20 protein-coding genes and 1 tRNA gene are annotated in these 20,253 nt (G+C 61.3%); 12 read left to right on the top strand and 9 right to left on the bottom strand.

Annotated features, from left to right (window positions below):
- Window positions 1-12: 12 nt before the first annotated feature.
- Together CO666_RS00455 and CO666_RS00450 are read left to right on the top strand one after the other, a co-directional pair.
- Window positions 13-996, top strand: coding sequence for a helix-turn-helix transcriptional regulator (locus CO666_RS00455; RefSeq protein ID WP_097610223.1), 984 nt, complete (start codon window positions 13-15; stop codon window positions 994-996).
- A gap of 66 nt (window positions 997-1,062) precedes the next feature.
- Window positions 1,063-1,623, top strand: a complete 561-nt coding sequence (locus CO666_RS00450; protein WP_097610222.1) for a hypothetical protein — start codon at window positions 1,063-1,065, stop codon at window positions 1,621-1,623.
- A gap of 595 nt (window positions 1,624-2,218) precedes the next feature.
- Here the strand turns inward: CO666_RS00450 and CO666_RS00445 are convergent.
- Window positions 2,219-2,295, bottom strand: a tRNA-Arg gene (locus CO666_RS00445).
- A gap of 54 nt (window positions 2,296-2,349) precedes the next feature.
- Window positions 2,350-3,513, bottom strand: coding sequence for a M20 aminoacylase family protein (locus CO666_RS00440; protein WP_097610221.1), 1,164 nt, complete (start codon window positions 3,511-3,513; stop codon window positions 2,350-2,352).
- A 171-nt stretch (window positions 3,514-3,684) separates the two neighbouring features.
- Between CO666_RS00440 and CO666_RS00435 the strand changes: the two genes are divergently transcribed.
- Both CO666_RS00435 and CO666_RS00430 read left to right on the top strand, forming a co-directional pair.
- A complete protein-coding gene (locus CO666_RS00435; protein WP_097610220.1) occupies window positions 3,685-4,818 on the top strand; it encodes a D-alanyl-D-alanine carboxypeptidase family protein in 1,134 nt (377 codons plus the stop codon).
- A gap of 19 nt (window positions 4,819-4,837) precedes the next feature.
- Window positions 4,838-6,034: a CobW family GTP-binding protein gene (locus CO666_RS00430; protein WP_097610219.1), complete on the top strand. Its 1,197-nt coding sequence runs from the start codon at window positions 4,838-4,840 to the stop codon at window positions 6,032-6,034.
- Between the two features lie 30 nt (window positions 6,035-6,064).
- Here the strand turns inward: CO666_RS00430 and CO666_RS00425 are convergent, their stop codons facing one another.
- The 6 genes from CO666_RS00425 to CO666_RS33970 all read right to left on the bottom strand — a co-directional run bounded on the left by CO666_RS00425 (window position 6,065) and on the right by CO666_RS33970 (window position 11,114).
- The gene (locus CO666_RS00425) at window positions 6,065-7,024 is read right to left on the bottom strand and encodes a hypothetical protein (RefSeq protein WP_097610542.1); all 960 of its coding nucleotides are present in this window, start codon (window positions 7,022-7,024) and stop codon (window positions 6,065-6,067) included.
- A gap of 153 nt (window positions 7,025-7,177) precedes the next feature.
- Window positions 7,178-7,402 (bottom strand): sulfurtransferase TusA family protein, encoded by a 225-nt coding sequence (locus CO666_RS00420; protein WP_097610218.1) that lies wholly within the window; start codon window positions 7,400-7,402, stop codon window positions 7,178-7,180.
- A 5-nt stretch (window positions 7,403-7,407) separates the two neighbouring features.
- Entirely contained in the window at window positions 7,408-8,658 is a 1,251-nt protein-coding gene (locus CO666_RS00415; RefSeq protein ID WP_097610217.1) for a L,D-transpeptidase family protein, read from the bottom strand.
- A 304-nt stretch (window positions 8,659-8,962) separates the two neighbouring features.
- Entirely contained in the window at window positions 8,963-9,916 is a 954-nt protein-coding gene (locus CO666_RS00410; RefSeq protein WP_097610216.1) for an acetyl-CoA carboxylase carboxyltransferase subunit alpha, read from the bottom strand.
- A 62-nt stretch (window positions 9,917-9,978) separates the two neighbouring features.
- A complete protein-coding gene (xerD, locus tag CO666_RS00405; protein WP_097610215.1) occupies window positions 9,979-10,932 on the bottom strand; it encodes a site-specific tyrosine recombinase XerD in 954 nt (317 codons plus the stop codon).
- 5 nt (window positions 10,933-10,937) lie between these two features.
- On the bottom strand, window positions 10,938-11,114 hold the full coding sequence (locus CO666_RS33970; protein WP_097610214.1) for a hypothetical protein: 177 nt from the start codon (window positions 11,112-11,114) through the stop codon (window positions 10,938-10,940).
- A 148-nt stretch (window positions 11,115-11,262) separates the two neighbouring features.
- Between CO666_RS33970 and CO666_RS00395 the strand changes: the two genes are divergently transcribed.
- Genes CO666_RS00395 through CO666_RS00385 form a run of 3 tightly spaced genes read left to right on the top strand, consistent with a single transcriptional unit; the run spans window position 11,263 to window position 14,290 of the window.
- A complete protein-coding gene (locus CO666_RS00395; RefSeq protein ID WP_097610213.1) occupies window positions 11,263-11,853 on the top strand; it encodes a shikimate kinase in 591 nt (196 codons plus the stop codon).
- A complete protein-coding gene (aroB, locus tag CO666_RS00390; protein ID WP_097610212.1) occupies window positions 11,850-12,980 on the top strand; it encodes a 3-dehydroquinate synthase in 1,131 nt (376 codons plus the stop codon). The genes CO666_RS00395 and aroB overlap by 4 nt, the downstream gene beginning before the upstream one ends.
- Complete coding sequence (locus CO666_RS00385; protein WP_097610211.1) at window positions 12,977-14,290, top strand: HlyC/CorC family transporter; 1,314 nt, start codon at window positions 12,977-12,979, stop codon at window positions 14,288-14,290. The genes aroB and CO666_RS00385 overlap by 4 nt, the downstream gene beginning before the upstream one ends.
- 41 nt (window positions 14,291-14,331) lie before the next feature.
- Here CO666_RS00385 and CO666_RS00380 read toward each other — a convergent pair whose 3' ends face one another.
- Window positions 14,332-14,616, bottom strand: coding sequence for a BolA family protein (locus CO666_RS00380; protein WP_179869586.1), 285 nt, complete (start codon window positions 14,614-14,616; stop codon window positions 14,332-14,334).
- A 102-nt stretch (window positions 14,617-14,718) separates the two neighbouring features.
- On the opposite strand from CO666_RS00380, the gene CO666_RS00375 reads away from it, so the two are divergent.
- From CO666_RS00375 to CO666_RS00355, 5 genes are all read left to right on the top strand, one after another.
- The gene (locus CO666_RS00375) at window positions 14,719-15,336 is read left to right on the top strand and encodes a J domain-containing protein (protein WP_003589932.1); all 618 of its coding nucleotides are present in this window, start codon (window positions 14,719-14,721) and stop codon (window positions 15,334-15,336) included.
- A gap of 309 nt (window positions 15,337-15,645) precedes the next feature.
- Window positions 15,646-16,638: a cobaltochelatase subunit CobS gene (cobS, locus tag CO666_RS00370; protein ID WP_097610210.1), complete on the top strand. Its 993-nt coding sequence runs from the start codon at window positions 15,646-15,648 to the stop codon at window positions 16,636-16,638.
- Window positions 16,639-16,651: 13 nt separating this feature from the next.
- Window positions 16,652-18,553: a cobaltochelatase subunit CobT gene (gene cobT / locus CO666_RS00365; protein WP_097610209.1), complete on the top strand. Its 1,902-nt coding sequence runs from the start codon at window positions 16,652-16,654 to the stop codon at window positions 18,551-18,553.
- A gap of 23 nt (window positions 18,554-18,576) precedes the next feature.
- The gene (locus tag CO666_RS00360; protein WP_097610208.1) at window positions 18,577-19,599 is read left to right on the top strand and encodes an esterase-like activity of phytase family protein; all 1,023 of its coding nucleotides are present in this window, start codon (window positions 18,577-18,579) and stop codon (window positions 19,597-19,599) included.
- Between the two features lie 81 nt (window positions 19,600-19,680).
- A complete protein-coding gene (locus CO666_RS00355) occupies window positions 19,681-20,247 on the top strand; it encodes an ATP-binding protein (protein ID WP_097610207.1) in 567 nt (188 codons plus the stop codon).
- Window positions 20,248-20,253 lie beyond the last annotated feature (6 nt).

The raw sequence follows: 20,253 nt of genomic DNA, 5'->3' as shown, positions 1-20,253 counted from the left end.
ACGGGGGCGGTCATGACATCTAATAGGCTACGCGAGCATCGGCTTGCTGCCGAAATGACACAGATAGAGGTAGCGGAGGCGATTAAGGTCACGCAACCGACATATCAGCGCTGGGAAAAGGGAGCACAGGTCCCGCCTGCAAAGATTAAGGCGCTGGCGAAGCTGTTCAATTCGACCGAAGACCGCCTGTTGGGAGTTAACGCTCCCATCGTGGCGGCGTTTTATGACGACACCGCTCCGACCGAACACCAATATTACGGTGAGGTATCCTTCCACTTTGCTTCTGGCGGGAAGCCACTCGTCCTTTCCATCTCGGAAGAAGTTCGCGTTCAGTTTTCGCGCGCGATGATGGGTTCGAGCTACTTCATCCCCATTCGAAGCCTGACCAATCAGTTGGTTGCCATTCGCAGGGATGCCATCGCCGACATCTATTTCTGTAGCGAGGCGCACGACGACTACGGCCCAGAACACGAGACCTACGAACGCCCTTCGAACCTGCAATACCCCGACAACCGGGACTGGGAAATCATCGAATCCATCGTGCTCGACTTCGGCGAGACTGACTACGACAAAGAAAGCTTGGAGCGCCTGAAACGAGCCATATGCGGCCCGCCCAAAGAGGTGATCGAACAGGACCTTGCCTCCGGAAAAGTGACGCAGGAACAGGTGGACGAGGTCAAAAAGCTTGTGGAGAAGAATCTCGATGAGGCCGAGAAGCTGTCACTCCGCTGCGTCTACCAGCTGTCCTCTGGAGCACGGCGAGAGCTTTCGTTCGAGAGCGAACGAAAAATGTATGACGCCTTTTCCGATATCTTTGATGGCAAGTACATTCCGACGTTCGGAGCGAGGTACATTCAGGCCGTCCCGTACCATCACTACCTGTTTCTGAACCCCGCCGCGGTCGATTTCATCTCGGTTCCGACGCATCGATACCAGATCGGACTGGCGGCTGCGGAGGCGGGTGAAGACGACGATGACGATGACGACTGGGAATAATCTCCGTACTCGTGTTCGCGGCCCAGCCAAGGGCCGTGGCCGCAGGTTCTTTCTCAGGAGAATGACATGATCACTCGACGCTCCGCCTTGATAGTATTTGCGAGTGCCGTGTTCTCCGGCAGCGTTTACGCACAGGATCAGGTTGCCGACGACCGGTCTCCGGGGTCGCTTGCCTTCAAGATCACCTGGCTGTCCGCTAAATCAGGCTCCGATGAACTCGCCTTGATGGCGTCGTATGGCGATGGCGACGACCAAACGAAATTCGCTATCGAACTACAGAGTGAGTCGCACGGCAGGTTTCGCCATCTTGCAGGCGGGGCGCGACCCACGCAGTTCATTTCTGAACTGGGCAAAGCCCTGGAAGCGAGCGATCCTAGCCTTTCGGACGCCAAACAGGACACGCTAGCGTTCGATATAGCATTTCTCGGACCACCGACTACCCGGTCCCCTGGAGGCGGTTTCGGCGGCGGTCCCGGGGACTGGTACACCACCAAGATTTTCCTCGGAGAAGATCAGGCCGAAGTCTACTTTAACTTCAATCTCGTGTCCGGTGAGGCAGAGTTCAGCATCAAAGACGAGAGCTATGGCGACGCTGTCCTCTCCGAACTGTCCAAGGTGATCTGGTAGGGGCTGGCTCCAGGGCGTTTTGTAACGTATTCCTTCACCAGCAGCGCAACATTGTCGGCGTTCGGACCGAGCGGCCCCACGTTCTATGCTTCGATCGCGGCCGGCGATAAATCAAGGCTGATCGCTTCTTATGGCCAGCGGGAGCGCGTATTCCGCTCGTGATCAAGTAAACATTGTTGTGCGTGAAGCCGTGATTGTAGAGAATTGGCCGGAACCAGTAGACCATGCACCCGAACGCTAGTCCGAACTTTCCTGTCCAACAGCGTCTTCAATTCATCCATTTGTGAATCACAGGAGTGGAGGCTCGTACGACGAGCATGCCATCATCGCGACCGGAGCATCAAGATGAGGAAGTGGATGCCCGCTGGAGAACGTTCGAAGTCAGCATCACGATAAGAGCCATCTCCGCGTTGATCTTTCGCAGAAGAATGTGATTCTTGTAATGAAATCAATGATCGTCAGCGCAATCGGATTGGCGCAAAAAATCAGGGACAAACCTATTGAAGCGTCAGGGACAAAACAGCGCTCGTGGGGACAAACCTTTTGAGCGATTCCATGAAAACTCAGGCTTTAAGCCTTAAGTAATTGAAACGAATGGTGATCCCGACGCGATTCGAACGCGTGACCCCCAGATTAGGAATCTGGTGCTCTATCCTGCTGAGCTACGGGACCACTTGCATGCCATGCATACAAAAGGCTTGGCGCGAAGCCAAGCCTTAATTCTTGTCAGAGACCCAAGCGTTGTTCGGCAAGGCGCACCCAATAGGAGATGCCGTGGGCGATCGCTTCGTCGTTGAAGTCGTAGGCCGGGTTGTGCAGACCGGCGCTGTCGCCGTTGCCGATGAAGATGAAGGCGCCGGGGCGGGCGTTCAGCATATAGGAGAAATCCTCGCCGCCCATCATCGGATCGATTTCGGCATTGACGTTGGCCTCGCCGGCGATGGCGCTGGCGACGGCCACCGCATGCTCGGTCTCGTCGGGATGGTTGACGGTGACGGGGTAGTTGCGGTTGAAGCTGATTTCGGCCTCGGCGCCATGAGCTGCGACCATGCCCTCGATGATCTGCCGGAAGCGTGTCTCGGCAAGCGTGCGCATCTCGGGGTCGAGAGTGCGGACGGTGCCGGCGAAGGTCGCATCGTTCGGGATGACGTTATGGGCAAAACCGGCATTGAACTTGGTCACCGAAACGACGACCGAGCTGATCGGATCGGCGGTGCGCGAAGCGATCATCTGCAGGTTGGCGACGATCTGGGCGCTGATGGCGATCGGGTCGATCGTCCGGTGCGGCTGGGCGGCGTGGCCGCCGCGGCCCTTGATGGTGACGGTGAATTCGTCGGTCGCCGCCATGATCGCGCCCTTGCGGGTGGCGAACTGTCCCACAGGCAGGCCCGGCAGATTGTGCATGCCGTAGACCTCTTCGATGTCGAAGCGCTCCATCATGCCGTCCTTGACCATCAGGTTGCCGCCGCCGCCGCCTTCTTCGGCCGGCTGGAAGATGACGGCGATATTGCCGTTGAAATTGCGGGTCTCCGCCAGATATTTCGCGGCGCCGAGCAGCATGGCGGTGTGGCCGTCATGGCCGCAGGCATGCATCTTGCCCGGCGTCTTCGAGGCCCAGGGCTTACCGGTGATTTCGGTCAGCGGCAGGGCGTCCATATCGGCGCGCAGGCCGACGGTGCGGCGGCCTTCGCCCTTGCCCTTGATCAGGCCGACGACGCCGGTGCGGCCGATGCCGGTGACGATCTCGTCGACGCCGAATTCCTTGAGTTTTTCAGCGACGAAGGCGGCCGTGTTTTCCACCGCGAAAAGCAGTTCGGGCCGCGCGTGGATGTGGCGGCGCCATTCGGCGACTTCGTCCTGCAATTCCGCGGCTCTGTTCAAAATCGGCATATTGGCGTTCCTGTTATGAAATCCCAACAATCTTTCCTCGCATCACGGCGGTGTGAAGCTTGGGTGTGAGGCTTTCGGAAATTACTTAGTCAATGACCTTTGCCATGTCATAGCCATATAGGCTAGATAGGGGAAGGTTTCGAGATTTTCCTGATATCCGAAGGACGAACCGTGTCGACGAGCCACTTCCGTTTGTTTGCCGTTTTGCGGCCGTTTAGTTTCGTGGTCGCCGCGACTGCCGGTTTTCTTGCCTCCGTTCCGCTTGCCCAGGCCAATCCGCATATTCTCGTCGACGTGCAGACCGGCCGCGTGCTCGAACACGAGGAAGCCTTCCGCAAATGGTATCCGGCCTCGCTGACCAAGCTGATGACCGTCTATACCGTGTTCGACGCGATCCGCGCCGGCCAGATCGGCCTCGATACGCCCATCGTCATGAGCAAGCGCGCCGCCGCGCAGCCGGCCGCCAAGATGTATTTCAAGCCGGGCCAGAAGCTGACGCTCGACAGCGCGCTGAAGATCCTGATGGTGAAATCGGCCAACGACATCGCCGTCGCCGTCGCCGAAGCCATCGGCGGCACGCAGGAAGGCTTCGTGACGCGGATGAACGGCGAGGCGCTGAAGCTCGGCATGACGGATTCGCATTTCGTCAATCCGAACGGCCTGCCGGGCAAAGGGCAGTATACGACGGCGCGCGATCTCGCGGTGCTGACGGTGGCGCTGCGCCGCGATTTTCCGCAATATGCCGGTTATTTCGCGCTTGAAGGTTTCACCAACGGCCAGCAGAACGTGCCGAGCCTCAATATGCTGATCGGCCGCTTTGCCGGCGCCGACGGCATGAAGACCGGCTTCATCTGCGCCTCGGGCTTCAACCAGATCGGTTCGGCGACACGCAACGGCCGCACGCTGGTCTCCGTCGTGCTCGGCACCGACAGCCTGGCGGCGCGCGCCGATGCGACGGCAAACCTGTTGCAGAAGGGATTTACCACGCAGTTTCCGGGCAGCGAGACGCTGGGGTCGCTGCGGCCCTATGGCCCGGGACAGGACCAGGTTGCCGACATCAGCGCCGACATCTGCAGCGCCAAGGGCGCAAAAATACGCAGCGAAACGCGCGACGAGGTCGGCCGCATGCGCGTGCAGTCGCCCTATATCCTGGAAATGGACCACGATCCGCGCTTCGTCTTTGCCGGCCTCATCCCCGGGCAGGACCCGCAGCCGGCTCAGCAGCCGGACAAGGTGGCGGCCGGCGATGCGGCCGGAGCGCTCGCCAACGTGCCGGTGCCGATGCCGCGCCCGACATCCTTCTAAACTGCCAAGGTCAAACGAGATGAGCGCCCTCAACGACAGGATTCCGGTCACCATTCTGACCGGCTTTCTCGGCGCCGGCAAATCGACGCTGCTCAACCGCATCCTCAAAGACCCCGCGATGAAGGATGCCGCCGTCATCATCAACGAATTCGGCGATGTCGGCATCGATCATCTGCTGGTCGAAAGCTCAGGCGATTCGATCATCGAGCTGTCGGACGGGTGTCTGTGCTGCACCGTGCGCGGTGAACTCGTCGATACGCTCGCCAACCTGATGGACGCCGTGCAGACCGGCCGCGTCAAGCCGGTGAAGCGCGTCGTCATCGAAACGACGGGCCTTGCCGACCCTGCCCCGGTGATGCAGGCGATCATGGGCAATCCGGTCATTGCCATGAATTTCGAGCTCGACGGCGTGGTGACCGTGGTGGATGCGGTGAATGGGCTGCAGACGCTCGACAATCACGAGGAAGCGCGCAAGCAGGCGGCAGTCGCCGACCGGCTGATCGTCTCGAAAAAATCGATGGCCGACGCTGGAACGGATACCCTGGAAAAGCGGCTGCGGGCGCTCAATCCGCGCGCCGCGATGATGGATGCCGACAGCACCGATGCCGGCAGCGCCGCGGTGCTGGTCAACGGGCTCTATGATCCGACGACGAAGATCGCCGATGTCGGCCGCTGGCTGCAGGACGAGGACGCCCACGAGGCGCATCATCATCACCATCACGATGATGATCGTGATGGCAATCATGACCATCATGGCCAGGATCACGGCCACCACCACCATCACCATCACCCTCATCACGGTCATGCGCACCAGGACGCGCACGACGTCAATCGTCACGATGCCTCGATCCGCTCTTTCTCGATCGTCGAGGAGAAGCCGATCGAGCCGATGGCGCTCGATATGTTCATCGATCTCCTGCGCTCCGCCCATGGCGAGAAGCTTTTGAGAATGAAGGCGATCGTTTCCGTCTCCGACCGGCCGGACCGGCCGCTGGTGCTGCACGGCGTGCAAAGCATCTTCCATCCGCCGGTGCGGCTTCCCGCCTGGCCTGATCCGCAGGACCGGCGCACACGCATGGTGCTGATCACAAGGGATCTGCCGGAGGCCTTCGTCAAGGATTTGTTCGACGCCTTCCTCGGCAAGCCGCGCATCGACAGGCCGGATCGTGCGGCGCTCTCCGACAACCCGCTCGCCATTCCGGGCATGAAAATTTAGCGAGAAGTTTAGGAGCAATGGTTTTAGACGTCAAAGTTCTCCCGAAAGCAAAATCACGCTAAGAGGGGTGTCCCGATACTTCTCACCCCAGCTTGCTCTAAGGTCTCTGTAAGCGCTAAAGCGCGCAAACCGGTCAGCTCTTGCTCTCGTCTCATCGGCGATAGAAGATATCGCCCCGTCGACGGATGCCCTGATAGAGTTCGGCGACCAAGGAGTGTATAACACAGTAGAGCAAAAGGTTTTTTGGCCTATTGTTTCTGAAAACTCCTGATAGTTGTACGTGAACTCAAGGCCATCGAAGATGACGCTAAACGAAGGAATGTCTTCAATTGGCGGAGCGCGGAACTTGACGGCAAAATTATTGTCGGAGGCAAAATCATATCGGTCCCGCCAACCTTCTTTGAAAAAGCTATCTATACCTTCCATTTGGCGCTCCGCGGATTCAACGTCCCACGCGACTTGCGTCGTCAACGTGAGAAAAGACGCAACTTGCCGATTCGGATTGTTCCACCTTTCAACGATCTCAATGGGGGCGGCCGTTTGCAGCGGAAAATTCCGGAAAGCCATGCGGTGATAATCGGGCAGCATCTTCCGCAAAATGCGCGACAGCATCTGGCAATCGGCCTTTGTGATCGCGGCGTCCGCGCTGTGATGGAAACAGCTTACATTGATCGCTTCGACAGTATAGCGAAAGCGCATGTCCGCCGGGGCGTTGGAAAGGCGACGGAAATGCTGCGCCACAGCGCAGACGATCGTGCGTCCTTCGATTTCGAAACTCCACAACCTCAACTCAATCGGTGACAACCCATTGGACAGACCATACTCATGGTCCTCGACCTTCAAATTGAAGGTTCCATAGCCCTGCACACCATCATTGGTTCCCTCGAACAGAAAGCAGCGACCATTCAACCTGAAAATATTCTGGTAGAAATCCTGGTTTGGCGGGACGAGTTCGGAGTAATCCTTGCGAAATGAGGCGGCGGCGTTCATCGTTATTTGGCCTTCAAGCTTCATGCCGGTGAGTGGCTGGTGCAATCATATAAATAAAAGGCAACCTCATTTCAGGCCGCAGGTCCATTGGGGATCGCGCGGAAAAAACTTTCCCGGTGCTACGATGGTGTCTGGCCAAGGAAGCCGTGCCAGTTAGCGCTTGCGGATCAGGAAGCGGTGGCCGTCTTCGGTCTTTTCGGTCTCGACCAGTTCGTGGCCGTCCTCATTGCAGAAATGCGGCATGTCGATCACCGCCATCGGATCGGTGGTGTCGACGCGAATGAGGGCGCCGCTTGCCATGGCGGCAAGCTTCTTGCGTGTCTTGATCACCGGGAATGGGCATTTCAGGCCGCGAAGGTCGTAGAGAACGGGGCTCAAGCCGTTCAGTTCCGTGCCCAGAATTTCCAGAACGGCTTCTTTGCCGCGGCTTCCGCCGTTTCCTGCGGCTCGGGCGCGGTAAAGGCCAGCGGGTTCTGCGTCGGGATCGGCACGACCGCCGGTGTCGCGGCCGCGACGGCGGTTGCCTGCGGCTGGGCCGAGATTGCCTGCGGCGCGGCAGGCATTGCCGGCGTGGCGCCGGGCGCGGTCTTGGCGGCCAGCCCCTGGGCGGTGCGCTTGGCCATCAGGTCTTCGAGTTCGGCAATCTTGACCATGCGGCCGGCTTCCAGCGAGGTGCCGGTCGGGGCATAAGCCAGCTCGCGGCCCTTGCGCGTCTTGGCGACCACGGCCTTGCGCTCGGCTTCGGAGGGGTCGTACCAGGCCATGCCGTCATATTTGCTCATCGCCTTGGCATAGTCGGCATCATAGGTCTTGCCGTAGGAGGCAAGCGCCGCCGTCAGCGCCGGCGGCGTCGACATGGCTGGGCATTTGCCGGAGGCATTGAAGGCGCCGCCATCGGTTGCCTGCTGGTTGAAGACGTATTTCTTCTCGCAGACATTCACCTCTGGCGGGCGTTTCGTCACTTCGAAATTGTCGTAGCCGACCTTCAGCATTTTCCAGAAGTCGTAGCTCGAGTCGAGGCGATGCTTGACCATGTTTTCCGCCGTCATGCGGAAGGGGAAGGCCTGCAGCTGCACCGTCGCCTGGCCGCCCTTGAACGCGTCGCGGGCGAAGGCATAGATCTCCAGCACCTGCTGGTCGGTCATCGAATAGCAGCCGGAGGACGAGCAGGCGCCATGGATCATCAGATCGGAGCCGGTGCGGCCGTTCGCCGCGTCGTAGCGGTTCGGGAAGCCGGTGTTGATCGCCAGGTAATATTTCGAGTTCGGGTTCAGGTTGGCGCGTGTCAGCTCGTAGAAGCCTTCCGGCGCCTGCCGGTCGCCGGTCTTGACCTTCGGGCCGAGACGGCCGGACCAGGCGCAGATCTTGTAATCGGCGATCTTGTCGAAACGGTTGTCGGCCTTCGCCTTCCAGATCTCCATGGCACCCTCTTCCTTGAAGATGCGGATCATGATCGGCGAATTGCGGTCCATGCCCTTGGCGGCCATGGCGGTAAGGATATGAGAGGGAAGCGGTTGCTCGACCTTGTTCCTGACCGTGGAGAGGTCGATACCCTGGGCCGATTCCAACGTGTCATTGCAGCCGGTCAGGGCCAGCGCCATGAGGGAAACATAGGCAAAATGACGTATGCGCATCCAAACTAGCCCATAAAGATTGTGCGACCCGGTCCGCCTATGGAGTTCGGGCATCGGAAAGAATCATAGGTGGCTTATACTTTACAAAACCTTACCAGCCTATGACGTGCCCTGAACATCCCCGCAAGCGCGAAAGTTACAGATAACATCAATGTGGCCAAGATTTGGCCCCAATCGATGAAAGCCCAACTTGTCCAGAGCATGTCGCGCAAAAGCGTCAGCGGTTTTCGGGCGACATGATGCTCCAACCCATTGAGAACAGGATTGAGATTTCAGGCCGATCCGGCCTGAAATCATCCCCGTTTTAGAGGTTGCGGCCGATATTGAGGAATTTCTGCCGCCGCTCGTTGCGCAGCTGCTCGCCGGAACGGGAGGCCATTTCGCCGAGCGCATTGGCAATCATGTCGCCGGTCGCGGCGATGACGCTGTCGGGATCACGATGCGCGCCGCCGAGCGGCTCGGAAATGATGCCGTCGATGACGCCGAGCGATTTCAGGTCCTCGGCAGTGATCTTCATGTTGGTCGCCGCCTCGCGGGCGCGGGTGGAATCGCGCCAGAGAATGGAGGCGGCCCCCTCCGGCGAGATGACGCTGTAGATCGAATGCTCGAGCATATAGACCTTGTTGCCGGTGGCAATCGCAATGGCGCCGCCCGAGCCGCCTTCGCCGATGACGACGGAAACCAGCGGAACCTTGACGCCGAGGCACATTTCCGTCGAGCGGGCGATCGCCTCGGCCTGGCCGCGTTCTTCGGCGCCGACGCCGGGATAGGCGCCGGCCGTATCCACCAGCGAAATCACCGGCAGGCCGAAACGATCGGCCATCTCCAGGATGCGGATCGCCTTGCGGTAGCCTTCCGGCCGGGGGCTGCCGAAATTATGCTTCAGGCGGGTCTTGGTGTCGTTGCCTTTTTCCTGGCCGATGACGGCGACGGGCTGGCCGCGGAAGCGGGCAAGGCCCGCCTGGATCGCGGCATCCTCGGAAAATTTGCGGTCGCCGGCGAGCGGCGTGAATTCCTGGAACAGCGTCCTGGCGTAGTCGACGAAATGCGGGCGCTGCGGATGGCGGGCGACCTGGGTCTTCTGCCAGGGATTGAGCTTGGAATAGATTTCGACGATCGCCTCGCGAACGCGAACCTCCAGCCGGCCGATCTCATCGGTGGTGTCGATGCTCTCGTCTTCCGTTGCGAGCTTTTTCAGCTCGATAATCTTGCCTTCGAGGTCGGAGATCGGCTTTTCGAAGTCGAGATAATTGTGCATGAGGTGCGTTTCCGTTCCTTGTGCCCGGGGCGTTTTCCTGGCTCCGCCCCTTGTCGCCGGTCCTATTCGTGCTTTTTCGCCTGTTTGGCAAGGGGGTGATGTGTCTGGACGAGCTGCTGCAGCCTCTCTTCGAGGACATGTGTGTAGATCTGTGTGGTCGAAATGTCCGAATGGCCGAGCAGTTCCTGCACGACACGCAGGTCGGCGCCGTTGGCGAGCAGATGGCTGGCGAAGGCGTGGCGCATGACGTGCGGCGAGATCATCGACGGCGTCAGGCCGGCGCGGATCGCCAGATTCTTCAGGTCGCGAGCGAATACCTGGCGCGGCAGGTAGCCCTCCTTCGAGGCGGCGGGAAACAGCCACGGGCTGTCCTGCGGATCCTTTGCCGCTGCATTTTCCGCCGCCAGCAGGCGCCCGTAGGATTTCAGCGCCGATATCGCCGATAGCGACAGCGGTACCAGCCGCTCCTTGTTGCCCTTGCCGCGGATCATCAGGAAACGGCCTTCCTGGTCGAGCACGCGGGCGGGAAGCGAAACGAGTTCGCTGACACGCATGCCGGTGGCATAGAGCAGCTCCAGGAGCGCCAGCATGCGCAGGCGCTGCAGCTGGCCAGGAGCCGTGTCCTGTGCCTCGGCCTCAGCCTGTGAAAGCAACTTGCCGACGTCCTCGACCCCCATCGTCTTCGGCAGCGGGCGGCCCTTCTTCGGCGCATCGAGAATGCCGGTGGGATCGTCGGTCCTGAGGCCCTCGGCGTAAAGGAACTTGTAGAACTGCCGCATGGCGGCCAGCCGGCGCGCCTGGGACGAGGGTTTGAACCCTTTTCGGGCGAGCGAGGCGAGATAGGCGGCGAGATCTGTGGAGGCGGCTTCGGTCAGCCGGATGCTGCGTTCCCTAAGGAAGGCGCTGACATCGTCGAGGTCGCGCTCGTAAGATTGCAGCGTGTTGGCCGCCGCACCGCGCTCGGCGCTCATCATCTCCAGGAAGGATTCCACATGGACGTGACCGAGATCTCTCATGCCGTTCACTTCCTGGCCGGGTCGATCGCGCCCGTCGCCGGCGGATTGACCCGCTCGGAGGGAATGCGGATCGTCACGTCGCGCGGCTGCGGCTCGACGAAGGTCACGAGCGCCCACATGGCTCCGTAGACCGTTCCGGCGAGGATCGCGCAGAAGAACAGAAAACGGAACAGGGTCGGCATCCGGCAACTCCTTCATGCTCTGCTTCTGTTATAAGAAGCGTATCTGCAAGTGCAAGAAGCGCTCTTCAAGCCATGATTCCCTTGTCCCCGGCTTGACGCTCCACCTGCATTTGTCGATACGGTTTGCAAACAAAGTGTGAATGGACCGATGAGTGAACCACTGCTGACCGTTGCTGACAGCCTGAAAGACAGAGCTCGCGCCGCGCTCGGTTCACGCAATCTGATCCTCGTCGGCCTGATGGGCGCGGGAAAATCCTCCGTCGGCCGCATCGTCGCCAGCCAGCTCGCCATTCCCTTCATCGACAGCGATCACGAAATCGAGCGGGTGTCGCGCATGACGATCACCGAACTTTTCGCCGCCTATGGCGAGGAAGAGTTCCGGGCGCTGGAAACGCGGGTGATGAAGCGGCTCTTGAAGAGCGGGCCGCGTGTCGTTTCCACCGGCGGCGGCGCCTTCATCAACGAGCGGACGCGCAGGCATATCAAGAAGGGCGGCCTTTCCGTCTGGCTGAAGGCCGATCTCGACGTGCTCTGGGACCGGGTGAACAAGCGCGATACACGGCCGCTGCTCAAGACCGAAAATCCGAAGCAGACGCTCGAAAGCCTGATGAACGCGCGTTATCCGATCTATGCGCAGGCCGATCTCACCGTGCTCTCGCGCGATGTGCGCAAGGAAATCATGGCCGACGAGGTGCTGAAGGCGGTGATCGAAGCTCAGAAGGAAAGTGCAGCGTCATGAATGCGACAATCTCCGCCTCCTCAGTCCAGACGGTGCATGTGCCGCTCGGCGAGCGCGCCTACGACATCCTGATCGGGCCGGGGCTGGTCGCGCGGGCCGGCGCCGAAATCGCCTCGCGTCTCAAGGGCCGCAAGGCGGCTGTGATCACCGACGAAAATGTGGCTCCGCTTTATCTCGAGGCGCTGATCGCCAGTCTGAATGAAGCGGGCATCGCTGCGGCTGCGGTCGTGCTGCCGGCCGGTGAGAAGACCAAGAGCTTCGAACATCTGATGACGGCCTGCGACAAGGTGCTCGAAGCCCGCGTCGAGCGCAACGATTGCGTCATTGCGCTCGGCGGCGGCGTCATCGGCGACCTTTCGGGATTTGCGGCCGGCATCGTCAGGCGCGGCGTGCGCTTCGTGCAGGTGCCGACCTCGCTGCTGGCGCAGGTGGATTCTTCGGTCGGCGGCAAGACCGGCATCAATTCCCGCCACGGCAAGAATCTGATCGGCGTCTTCCACCAGCCGGACCTGGTTCTGGCCGATACGGATGCGCTGAATACGCTGAGCGAGCGCGAATTCCGCGCCGGTTACGCCGAGGTCGCCAAATACGGGCTGATCGACAAGCCGGATTTTTTCGCCTGGCTGGAAGCCAATTGGAAAGCGGTTTTCACAGGCGGCTCCGCACGTATCGAGGCGATTGCCGCCAGTTGCCAGGCGAAGGCCGATGTCGTCGTTGCCGACGAGCGTGAGAACGGCCAGCGCGCGCTGCTCAATCTCGGCCATACTTTCGGCCACGCGCTGGAAGCGGCGACAGCCTATGACAGCTCCCGCCTCGTGCACGGCGAGGGCGTTTCGATCGGCATGGTGCTGGCCCATGAATTCTCCGCGCGGATGAATCTGGCAAGCCCAGACGATGCGCGGCGCGTCGAGCGGCACTTGAAGGAGGTCGGCTTGCCGACCCGCATGGCGGAGATTCCGGGCGAGCTGCCGCCGGCCGAAACGCTGATGGATGCGATCGCGCAGGACAAGAAGGTCAAGAGCGGCAAGCTCACCTTCATCCTGACGCGCGGCATCGGCCAGTCCTTCGTCGCCGACGACGTTCCCGCCTCCGAAGTGATCAGCTTTCTCCGGGAAAAACATCCTTGACGACGATTGAAGGCGCGCTGGAATTTCTCGCGACGTACTGGCCGGAGATCCTTTCGATCACGGCGCTCGTGCTGATGTCCGCCTTCTTTTCCGGCTCCGAGACCGCTTTGACCGCCGTTTCGCGCAGCCGCATCCACACACTCGAGGTCAATGGCGACGAACGCGCCGGCCTTGTCCGGCAGCTGATAGAGCGGCGTGACCGGCTGATCGGCGCCCTGCTCATCGGCAATAATCTCGCCAATATCCTGTCCTCCTCGATTGCCACCAGCCTGTTCCTCGGGCTGTTCGGCAGTTCCGGCGTGGCCCTGGCGACGCTGGCGATGACCGTCATCCTGGTCATCTTCGCCGAAGTGCTGCCGAAAAGCTGGGCGATTTCGACGCCCGACCGTTTCGCCCTTGCCGTTGCGTTGCCGGTCAAACTCTTCGTCCTCGTGGTCGGCCCGGTTTCTTCCTTCGTCAATGCGATCGTGCGGCGGATCCTGGCGCTGTTCGGCATCAACCTCTCGCGGGAGGTATCGATGCTGACGGCACATGAGGAGCTGCGCGGCGCCGTCGATCTGTTGCACCGCGAGGGATCGGTGGTGAAGGCCGACCGCGACCGCCTCGGCGGCGTGCTCGATCTCGGCGAGCTTGAACTCTCCGACATCATGGTCCACCGCACGGCGATGCGGGCGATCAACGCCGACGATCCGCCCGAGGCGGTGGTGCGCGCCATTCTCGAAAGCCCCTATACGCGCATGCCGCTGTGGCGCGGCACGATCGACAACATCATCGGCGTCGTGCACGCCAAGGATCTGCTGCGGGCGCTTGCCGAGCCGCACATGGAACCGCAGAACCTCGATATCGTGAAGATCGCGCAGAAGCCGTGGTTCGTGCCCGACAGCACCAACCTCGAAGACCAGCTCAACGCCTTCCTCAGGCGCAAGCAGCATTTCGCCGTCGTCGTCGACGAATATGGCGAGGTGCAGGGCATCGTCACGCTGGAGGATATTCTTGAGGAAATCGTCGGCGATATTGCCGATGAACACGATATCGCGATCCAGGGCGTGCGCCAGGAGGCCGATGGCTCGGTCGTCGTCGACGGCGGCGTGCCGATCCGCGATCTCAACCGGGCGCTCGACTGGAACCTGCCCGACGAGGAGGCGACGACGATTGCCGGCCTCGTCATCCATGAATCGATGATCATCCCGGAAGAGCGCCAGGCCTTCACATTTTACGGCAAGCGTTTCGTGGTCATGAAGCGCGAAAAGAACCGCATCACCAAGCTGCGCATCCGCCCGGCCGGGGAAGACGGCGCAAAACCGGCCTGATCCGGCTTGGATCGCAGGCGATCGATCTTATATAGGCTGTGTTACCAGCGGGTCGGTTCGTCAGGGGCTGCCGGTTCGACGGCCAGCGCATGCAGGCCGGCGTCGAGTTCCGGTTTCAACAGCTCGGTAATCGCCCGGTGGCGCGCCAGCCGCGACATGCCGGCGAATTTCGCCGAAACGATCCTCACCCGCATATGGGTTTCGCCGGTGCCCGTGATATCGGGCTGATGTCCGGCATGCAGATGGCTTTCGTCGATGACGCTCAGGCGGTCGGGCGCGAAGGCTTCGACGAGTTTTTCTTCGATGCGGGTTCGCAGGGTCATCATCCGGTCTTGCTGTTTCGCGAAAAAGGTTCCCACCAAGCCAGCAACAAACCCGTTTGTCAATTCTTGTTGTCGCGTCGCGACAGCCCCATAATTAGCGCCGTCATGAGACTTGATTCCAAATATTTCGATCGCATCCGAACACGCCGCAAACGCGAGCAGGAGACAGAGCAGGCACCGCCTACCTGTCAGTGGGACGGCTGCGACAAAAAAGGTTCGCATCGCGCTCCTGTCGGACGCAATGCGGAAGGCCAGTTCTTTTTGTTCTGCTTCGAGCACGTCAAGGACTACAACAAGGGCTACAATTATTTCTCCGGTCTTTCCGACGGCGAGATTGCCCGATACCAGAAAGAGGCGATCACCGGTCATCGGCCGACATGGACCGTCGGCGTCAACAAGTCGGCCAAAGACAGCCCGCTGCATTCGGAAGTTCGCTCCGGCGCCTATTCGCGGGTTCGCGATCCCTTCGGCTTCGTCAAGGAAGGCGGCAAGGGCAGCGGGCCGCGTTTCCCCCAGGCGCGCAAGCTGAAATCGCTGGAAAGCAAGGCCTTCGATACGATGGGGCTCGACGCCAATGCGACGTCGGCGGAGATCAAGAGCCGCTACAAGGAACTGGTCAAGAAGCACCATCCGGATGCCAATGGCGGCGACCGCGGCTCGGAGGAACGTTTCCGCGCCGTCATCCAGGCCTATCAATTGTTGAAGCAGAACGGTTTTTGTTAATTCCCGTCCTTGCTCTTGGGCTTCAATCGGGTATGGTCCAAATCGGCTGAGGCCGCAGGCAAACGCGGCTCATATTTGTGCGTTTTCCCGATATCGCCTCCGCCGACCTTCCGGACGCGGCGTTTCTTGTCCGGGACTCTTTCAAGAATGCTCGCATGCGGTCATTATCCCGCCGAGGTTTCGTCTCAGTCCCGGAGAAGTATCGCCGACGTTCCGACCTGGACGGGCGCGGAATAAAATCGCGGCGTCACGGTTGCGACATGGCCTGAGACAGTATGGCCGGGTGGCATCACCCGCCTTGGAGACATGATGAGCAAGATCGACCTCGATATTTCAGAACTTCCCGATACCACCGTTTCGGTCCGCGAGACCTTTGGCATCGATTCCGACATCCGCGTTCCCGCCTACAGCAAGGGCGACGCCTATGTGCCGGACCTCGACCCCGACTACCTCTTCGACCGCGAGACGACGCTCGCCATTCTCGCCGGCTTTGCCCATAACCGCCGCGTGATGATCTCCGGCTATCACGGCACCGGCAAATCCTCGCATATCGAGCAGGTGGCGGCGCGCCTCAACTGGCCCTGCGTGCGCATCAACCTCGACAGCCATGTCAGCCGTATCGATCTCGTCGGCAAGGATGCGATCGTCGTCAAGGACGGGCTGCAGGTTACCGAATTCAAGGACGGCATCCTGCCCTGGGCCTATCAGCACAATGTCGCGCTCGTCTTCGACGAATATGATGCCGGCCGCCCCGACGTGATGTTCGTCATCCAGCGCGTGCTCGAATCGTCCGGCCGCCTGACGCTGCTCGACCAGAGCCGCGTCATCCGGCCGCACCCGGCCTTCCGCCTGTTTGCGACCGCCAACACCATCGGCCTCGGTGATACCACCGGCCTCTATCACGGCACGCAGCAGATCAACCAGGCGCAGATGGACCGCTGGTCGATCGTGACGACGCTGAATTACCTGCCGCATGATCACGAAGTGAATATCGTCGCCGCCAAGGTGAAGAGCTTCGGCAAGGACAGGGACGGCCGCGATACCGTCTCGAAGATGGTGCGGGTCGCCGACCTCACGCGCGCCGCCTTCATGAACGGCGATCTCTCCACCGTGATGAGCCCGCGTACGGTCATCACCTGGGCCGAGAATGCCGAAATCTTCGGCGACCTCGCCTTCGCCTTCCGCGTCACCTTCCTCAACAAGTGCGACGAACTGGAGCGTCCGCTGGTCGCCGAGCACTATCAGCGCGCCTTCGGCGTCGAGCTGAAGGAAAGTGCCGCCAATATCGTTCTCGGAGCCTGAGGCCCGACCGATCATGGCAGCTCGCGGTGACAATTCGAAAGCAAAGCCCGGCGCGCCCGTCGACGTCGAGCCATTGCGCCGGGCAATAACCGGCTGCGTGCGCTCGATCGCCGGTGACGGCGAGGTCGAGGTGACCTTTGCCAATGAACGGCCTGGCATGACCGGCGAGCGCATCCGGCTGCCGGAGCTTTCCAAGCGGCCGACGGCGCATGAGCTGGCGGTAACCCGCGGGCTCGGCGATTCCATGGCATTGCGCCTCGCCTGCCATGACGAGAAGATGCATTCGACGATGGCGCCGCAGGGCTCCGACGCCCGGGCGATCTTCGACGTCGTCGAGCAGGCGCGTGTCGAATCGATCGGCGCGCTGCGCATGGAAGGTGTGGCGGCGAACCTGCGTTCCATGACGGAAGAGAAATATTCCAAGGCGAATTTCACCGGCATCGAGCGCCAGGAAGACGCACCAGTCGGTGAAGCCGTGGCAATGATGGTGCGCGAGAAGCTGACCGGCCAGCGCCCGCCGGCTTCCGCCGGCAAGGTGCTGGATCTCTGGCGCGGCTTCATCGAGGACAAGGCAGGGGCCGAGCTCGACAATCTGTCGAGCGCGATCAATGACCAGCAGGCCTTCGCCAAGGTCGTCCGCAACATGCTGTCGGCCATGGAAATGGCCGAGGAATACGGCGACGACGACAGCCAAGCCGACAATGACGACCAGTCGGAGCAGGAAGACCAGCCGAGCGGCGACGAGCAGGATCAGGACGAGGTCGACGAGGATGCCGGCACCGATGCCGCCCCCGTCGAGGACAGCGAGGTCGCCGACGAGCAGATGGAGGACGGCGAGACCGAAGGCGCCGAAATCTCCGACGACGACATGATGGAAGAGGGCGAGGACGATTCGGAAACGCCCGGCGAGACCCGCCGTCCGAACACGCCTTTTTCCGATTTCAACGAGAAGGTCGATTATCACGTCTATACCGAAGAGTTCGACGAGATCATCACCGCCGAGGAACTTTGCGATGCCGCCGAGCTGGAGCGCCTGCGCGCCTTCCTCGACAAGCAGCTGGCGCATCTGCAGGGCGCGGTTGGGCGTCTGGCCAACCGGCTGCAGCGCCGCCTGATGGCGCAGCAGAACCGTTCCTGGGATTTCGACCTGGAAGAGGGCTATCTCGATCCGGCCCGGCTGCAGCGCATCATCATCGATCCGATGCAGGCGCTTTCCTTCAAGATGGAGCGCGACACGCAGTTCCGCGACACCGTCGTCACCCTGCTCATCGACAATTCCGGCTCGATGCGCGGCCGGCCGATCACGGTTGCCGCCACCTGCGCCGATATTCTCGCCCGCACGCTGGAGCGCTGCGGCGTCAAGGTCGAGATCCTCGGCTTTACCACGAAGGCCTGGAAGGGCGGGCAGGCGCGCGAAAGCTGGCTTGCCGGCGGCAAGCCGCAGACGCCGGGACGCCTCAACGACCTGCGCCATATCATCTACAAATCCGCCGACGCGCCGTGGCGCCGCGCACGCGCCAATCTCGGGCTGATGATGCGCGAGGGCCTGCTCAAGGAAAATATCGACGGCGAGGCGCTGATCTGGGCGCATAATCGCCTGCTCGCGCGGCGCGAGCAGCGGCGTATCCTGATGATGATTTCGGACGGGGCGCCGGTCGACGATTCGACGCTGTCGGTCAATCCGGGCAATTATCTCGAGCGGCATCTGCGCGCCGTCATCGAACAGATCGAGACGCGCTCGCCGGTGGAACTGCTGGCAATCGGCATCGGTCACGACGTGACGCGCTACTATCGCCGCGCCGTGACGATCGTCGATGCGGACGAGCTCGCCGGCGCGATGACCGAGCAGCTTGCCTCGCTGTTCGAAGACCAATCCACCCAGCCACGCGGCGGCCGGCTCCGTCGCGCCGGCTGACGCCAACCAGGGAAATGTCGGGAATGATGGGCAAGCGCCTCCGCCGTGTGGCGTCGATCCTTCTCTGCATCGCTGCCGCCGTTTCCCCGTCGTGGGCCGGCGGCGACGTGCCGGTCATTAGCCGGCAAATATCCGATTTCAGGATCGGCTCTTCGCAGATGCAATTCGGCTCGCTGGAATTTCTCGGCGGGCTGGAGATGGTCTCCAGCAAAGCGCTGTTCGGCTCGCTCTCTTCCATCCGCTTCCGCCAGGATCAGAAACATTTCGTCGTGGTGCTCGACACCGGCCAGTGGCTGACCGGCAGCATCGAGCGCGACGTCAAGGGCAGGCTTTCCGGCCTTTCCGATGTCGAGATCACCCCGATGAAGAACAGCGCCGGACGCAGCTTCGAGGGCAAGGGTTATATGGATGCCGAGGGCCTGGCGTTCGACGGCGACCGGATCCTGGTCTCCTTCGAGCAGGAGCATCGCGTCGACGTCTATCCCGATCCCGGCTTTGCCCAATCGCGCGCGATCGGCACTTTGCCGATCCTCATCCCGCGCAAAATGCTGAGCGACAACCGCGGTATCGAAACCATCACCGTCGCGCCGGCCTCGAGCCCGCTCAAGGGCGGCGTGGTCATCGTCTCGGAACGGGGTCTCGACCGGGACGGCAACCGGTTGGCGGCCATTCTGAGCGGGCCGCTGAAAGGGCAGTTCGCGGTCGCGCGGGACGGCAGCTTCGACGTCACCGACGGCGCCTTCCTGCCGAACGGCGACCTGCTGCTCCTGGAGCGGCGCTTCAACATGGCTGAAGGCATCGGCATGCGCCTTCGGCGCATCAAGGGCGCCGATATCCGGCCCGGCGCCGTCGTCGACGGTGAGTTGCTGCTCGAAGGCGATTTCAATTCGCAGATCGACAATATGGAAGGGCTCGACACTTTCCAGGCCGCCGACGGCACGACCCATCTCATCCTGATATCGGACGACAACCATTCGATCCTGCAGCGCAATCTGATGCTGGAATTCCGGCTTTCCGACAATGTGAAGCAGGCCGCATCAGACTGATGTCACAGGCTTCGGCTATCGGGTTGAGCCGCAGTCGGCCGGCTTGAGCCTTCGTCCCGTCGCCGCTCTCGGAGGGAAATCATGGTGCATATCCATATCATGGGCGCGTCCGGTTCCGGCACGACATCGCTCGGCCTTGCACTTGCCGAAAAGCTCGATATCGCCCATCTCGACACCGACGATTTCTTCTGGCTGCCGACCGATCCGCCGTATACCACGCCGAGGGATGCCGACGAGCGCATTCGGCTGCTGCTTGAGGCGACGGGACGGCCCGACGGCTGGGTTCTTTCCGGATCGGCGCTGAAATGGGGAGGGCCGGTCGAGCCGCTCTACGATCTGATCGTCTTCCTCAGGATCGAGCCGGAGCTTCGAATGGCGCGCATTCGTGCGCGGGAGACTGCCCGATACGGCGACAGAATCGGACCCGGCGGCGACATGGAAGTGAAAAGCGGCGAATTCCTCGAATGGGCGGCCAGCTACGATACGGCAGGCCCGGAACGGCGCAGCCTTGCGGCGCACGAACAATGGCTGGAAACGCAGACCGCGCCAGTGTTGCGGCTCGAGTCATCGCGAGACATCGACGCTCTGACGGCGGAGGTACTGCTGCATCCGGCGATCGCCGCCGGCGCGGTCCGGCGGCGTCGGTGATCTCGC

The sequence above is a fragment of the Rhizobium chutanense genome (genome assembly GCF_002531935.1).
GTDB classification, from domain to species: Bacteria; Pseudomonadota; Alphaproteobacteria; order Rhizobiales; family Rhizobiaceae; genus Rhizobium; species Rhizobium chutanense.
The sequence above is the reverse complement of the archived record's forward strand: the minus strand, read 5'-3'. Positions and strand labels throughout refer to the sequence as shown.

What these genes read in the sequence shown, in the direction of transcription:
- cobT (WP_097610209.1), top strand. Translation starts at nt 16,652, where the DNA reads ATGGCAGCTCGCGGTGACAATTCGAAAGCAAAGCCCGGCGCGCCCGTC.
- CO666_RS33970 (WP_097610214.1), bottom strand. Translation starts at nt 11,114, where the DNA reads ATGCCGACCCTGTTCCGTTTTCTGTTCTTCTGCGCGATCCTCGCCGGA.
- aroB (WP_097610212.1), top strand. Translation starts at nt 11,850, where the DNA reads ATGAATGCGACAATCTCCGCCTCCTCAGTCCAGACGGTGCATGTGCCG.
- cobS (WP_097610210.1), top strand. Translation starts at nt 15,646, where the DNA reads ATGAGCAAGATCGACCTCGATATTTCAGAACTTCCCGATACCACCGTT.
- CO666_RS00455 (WP_097610223.1), top strand. Translation starts at nt 13, where the DNA reads ATGACATCTAATAGGCTACGCGAGCATCGGCTTGCTGCCGAAATGACA.
- CO666_RS00430 (WP_097610219.1), top strand. Translation starts at nt 4,838, where the DNA reads ATGAGCGCCCTCAACGACAGGATTCCGGTCACCATTCTGACCGGCTTT.
- CO666_RS00360 (WP_097610208.1), top strand. Translation starts at nt 18,577, where the DNA reads ATGATGGGCAAGCGCCTCCGCCGTGTGGCGTCGATCCTTCTCTGCATC.
- xerD (WP_097610215.1), bottom strand. Translation starts at nt 10,932, where the DNA reads ATGAGAGATCTCGGTCACGTCCATGTGGAATCCTTCCTGGAGATGATG.
- CO666_RS00410 (WP_097610216.1), bottom strand. Translation starts at nt 9,916, where the DNA reads ATGCACAATTATCTCGACTTCGAAAAGCCGATCTCCGACCTCGAAGGC.
- CO666_RS00395 (WP_097610213.1), top strand. Translation starts at nt 11,263, where the DNA reads ATGAGTGAACCACTGCTGACCGTTGCTGACAGCCTGAAAGACAGAGCT.
- CO666_RS00375 (WP_003589932.1), top strand. Translation starts at nt 14,719, where the DNA reads ATGAGACTTGATTCCAAATATTTCGATCGCATCCGAACACGCCGCAAA.
- CO666_RS00355 (WP_097610207.1), top strand. Translation starts at nt 19,681, where the DNA reads ATGGTGCATATCCATATCATGGGCGCGTCCGGTTCCGGCACGACATCG.
- CO666_RS00425 (WP_097610542.1), bottom strand. Translation starts at nt 7,024, where the DNA reads ATGAACGCCGCCGCCTCATTTCGCAAGGATTACTCCGAACTCGTCCCG.
- CO666_RS00415 (WP_097610217.1), bottom strand. Translation starts at nt 8,658, where the DNA reads ATGCGCATACGTCATTTTGCCTATGTTTCCCTCATGGCGCTGGCCCTG.
- CO666_RS00440 (WP_097610221.1), bottom strand. Translation starts at nt 3,513, where the DNA reads ATGCCGATTTTGAACAGAGCCGCGGAATTGCAGGACGAAGTCGCCGAA.
- CO666_RS00380 (WP_179869586.1), bottom strand. Translation starts at nt 14,616, where the DNA reads ATGATGACCCTGCGAACCCGCATCGAAGAAAAACTCGTCGAAGCCTTC.
- CO666_RS00450 (WP_097610222.1), top strand. Translation starts at nt 1,063, where the DNA reads ATGATCACTCGACGCTCCGCCTTGATAGTATTTGCGAGTGCCGTGTTC.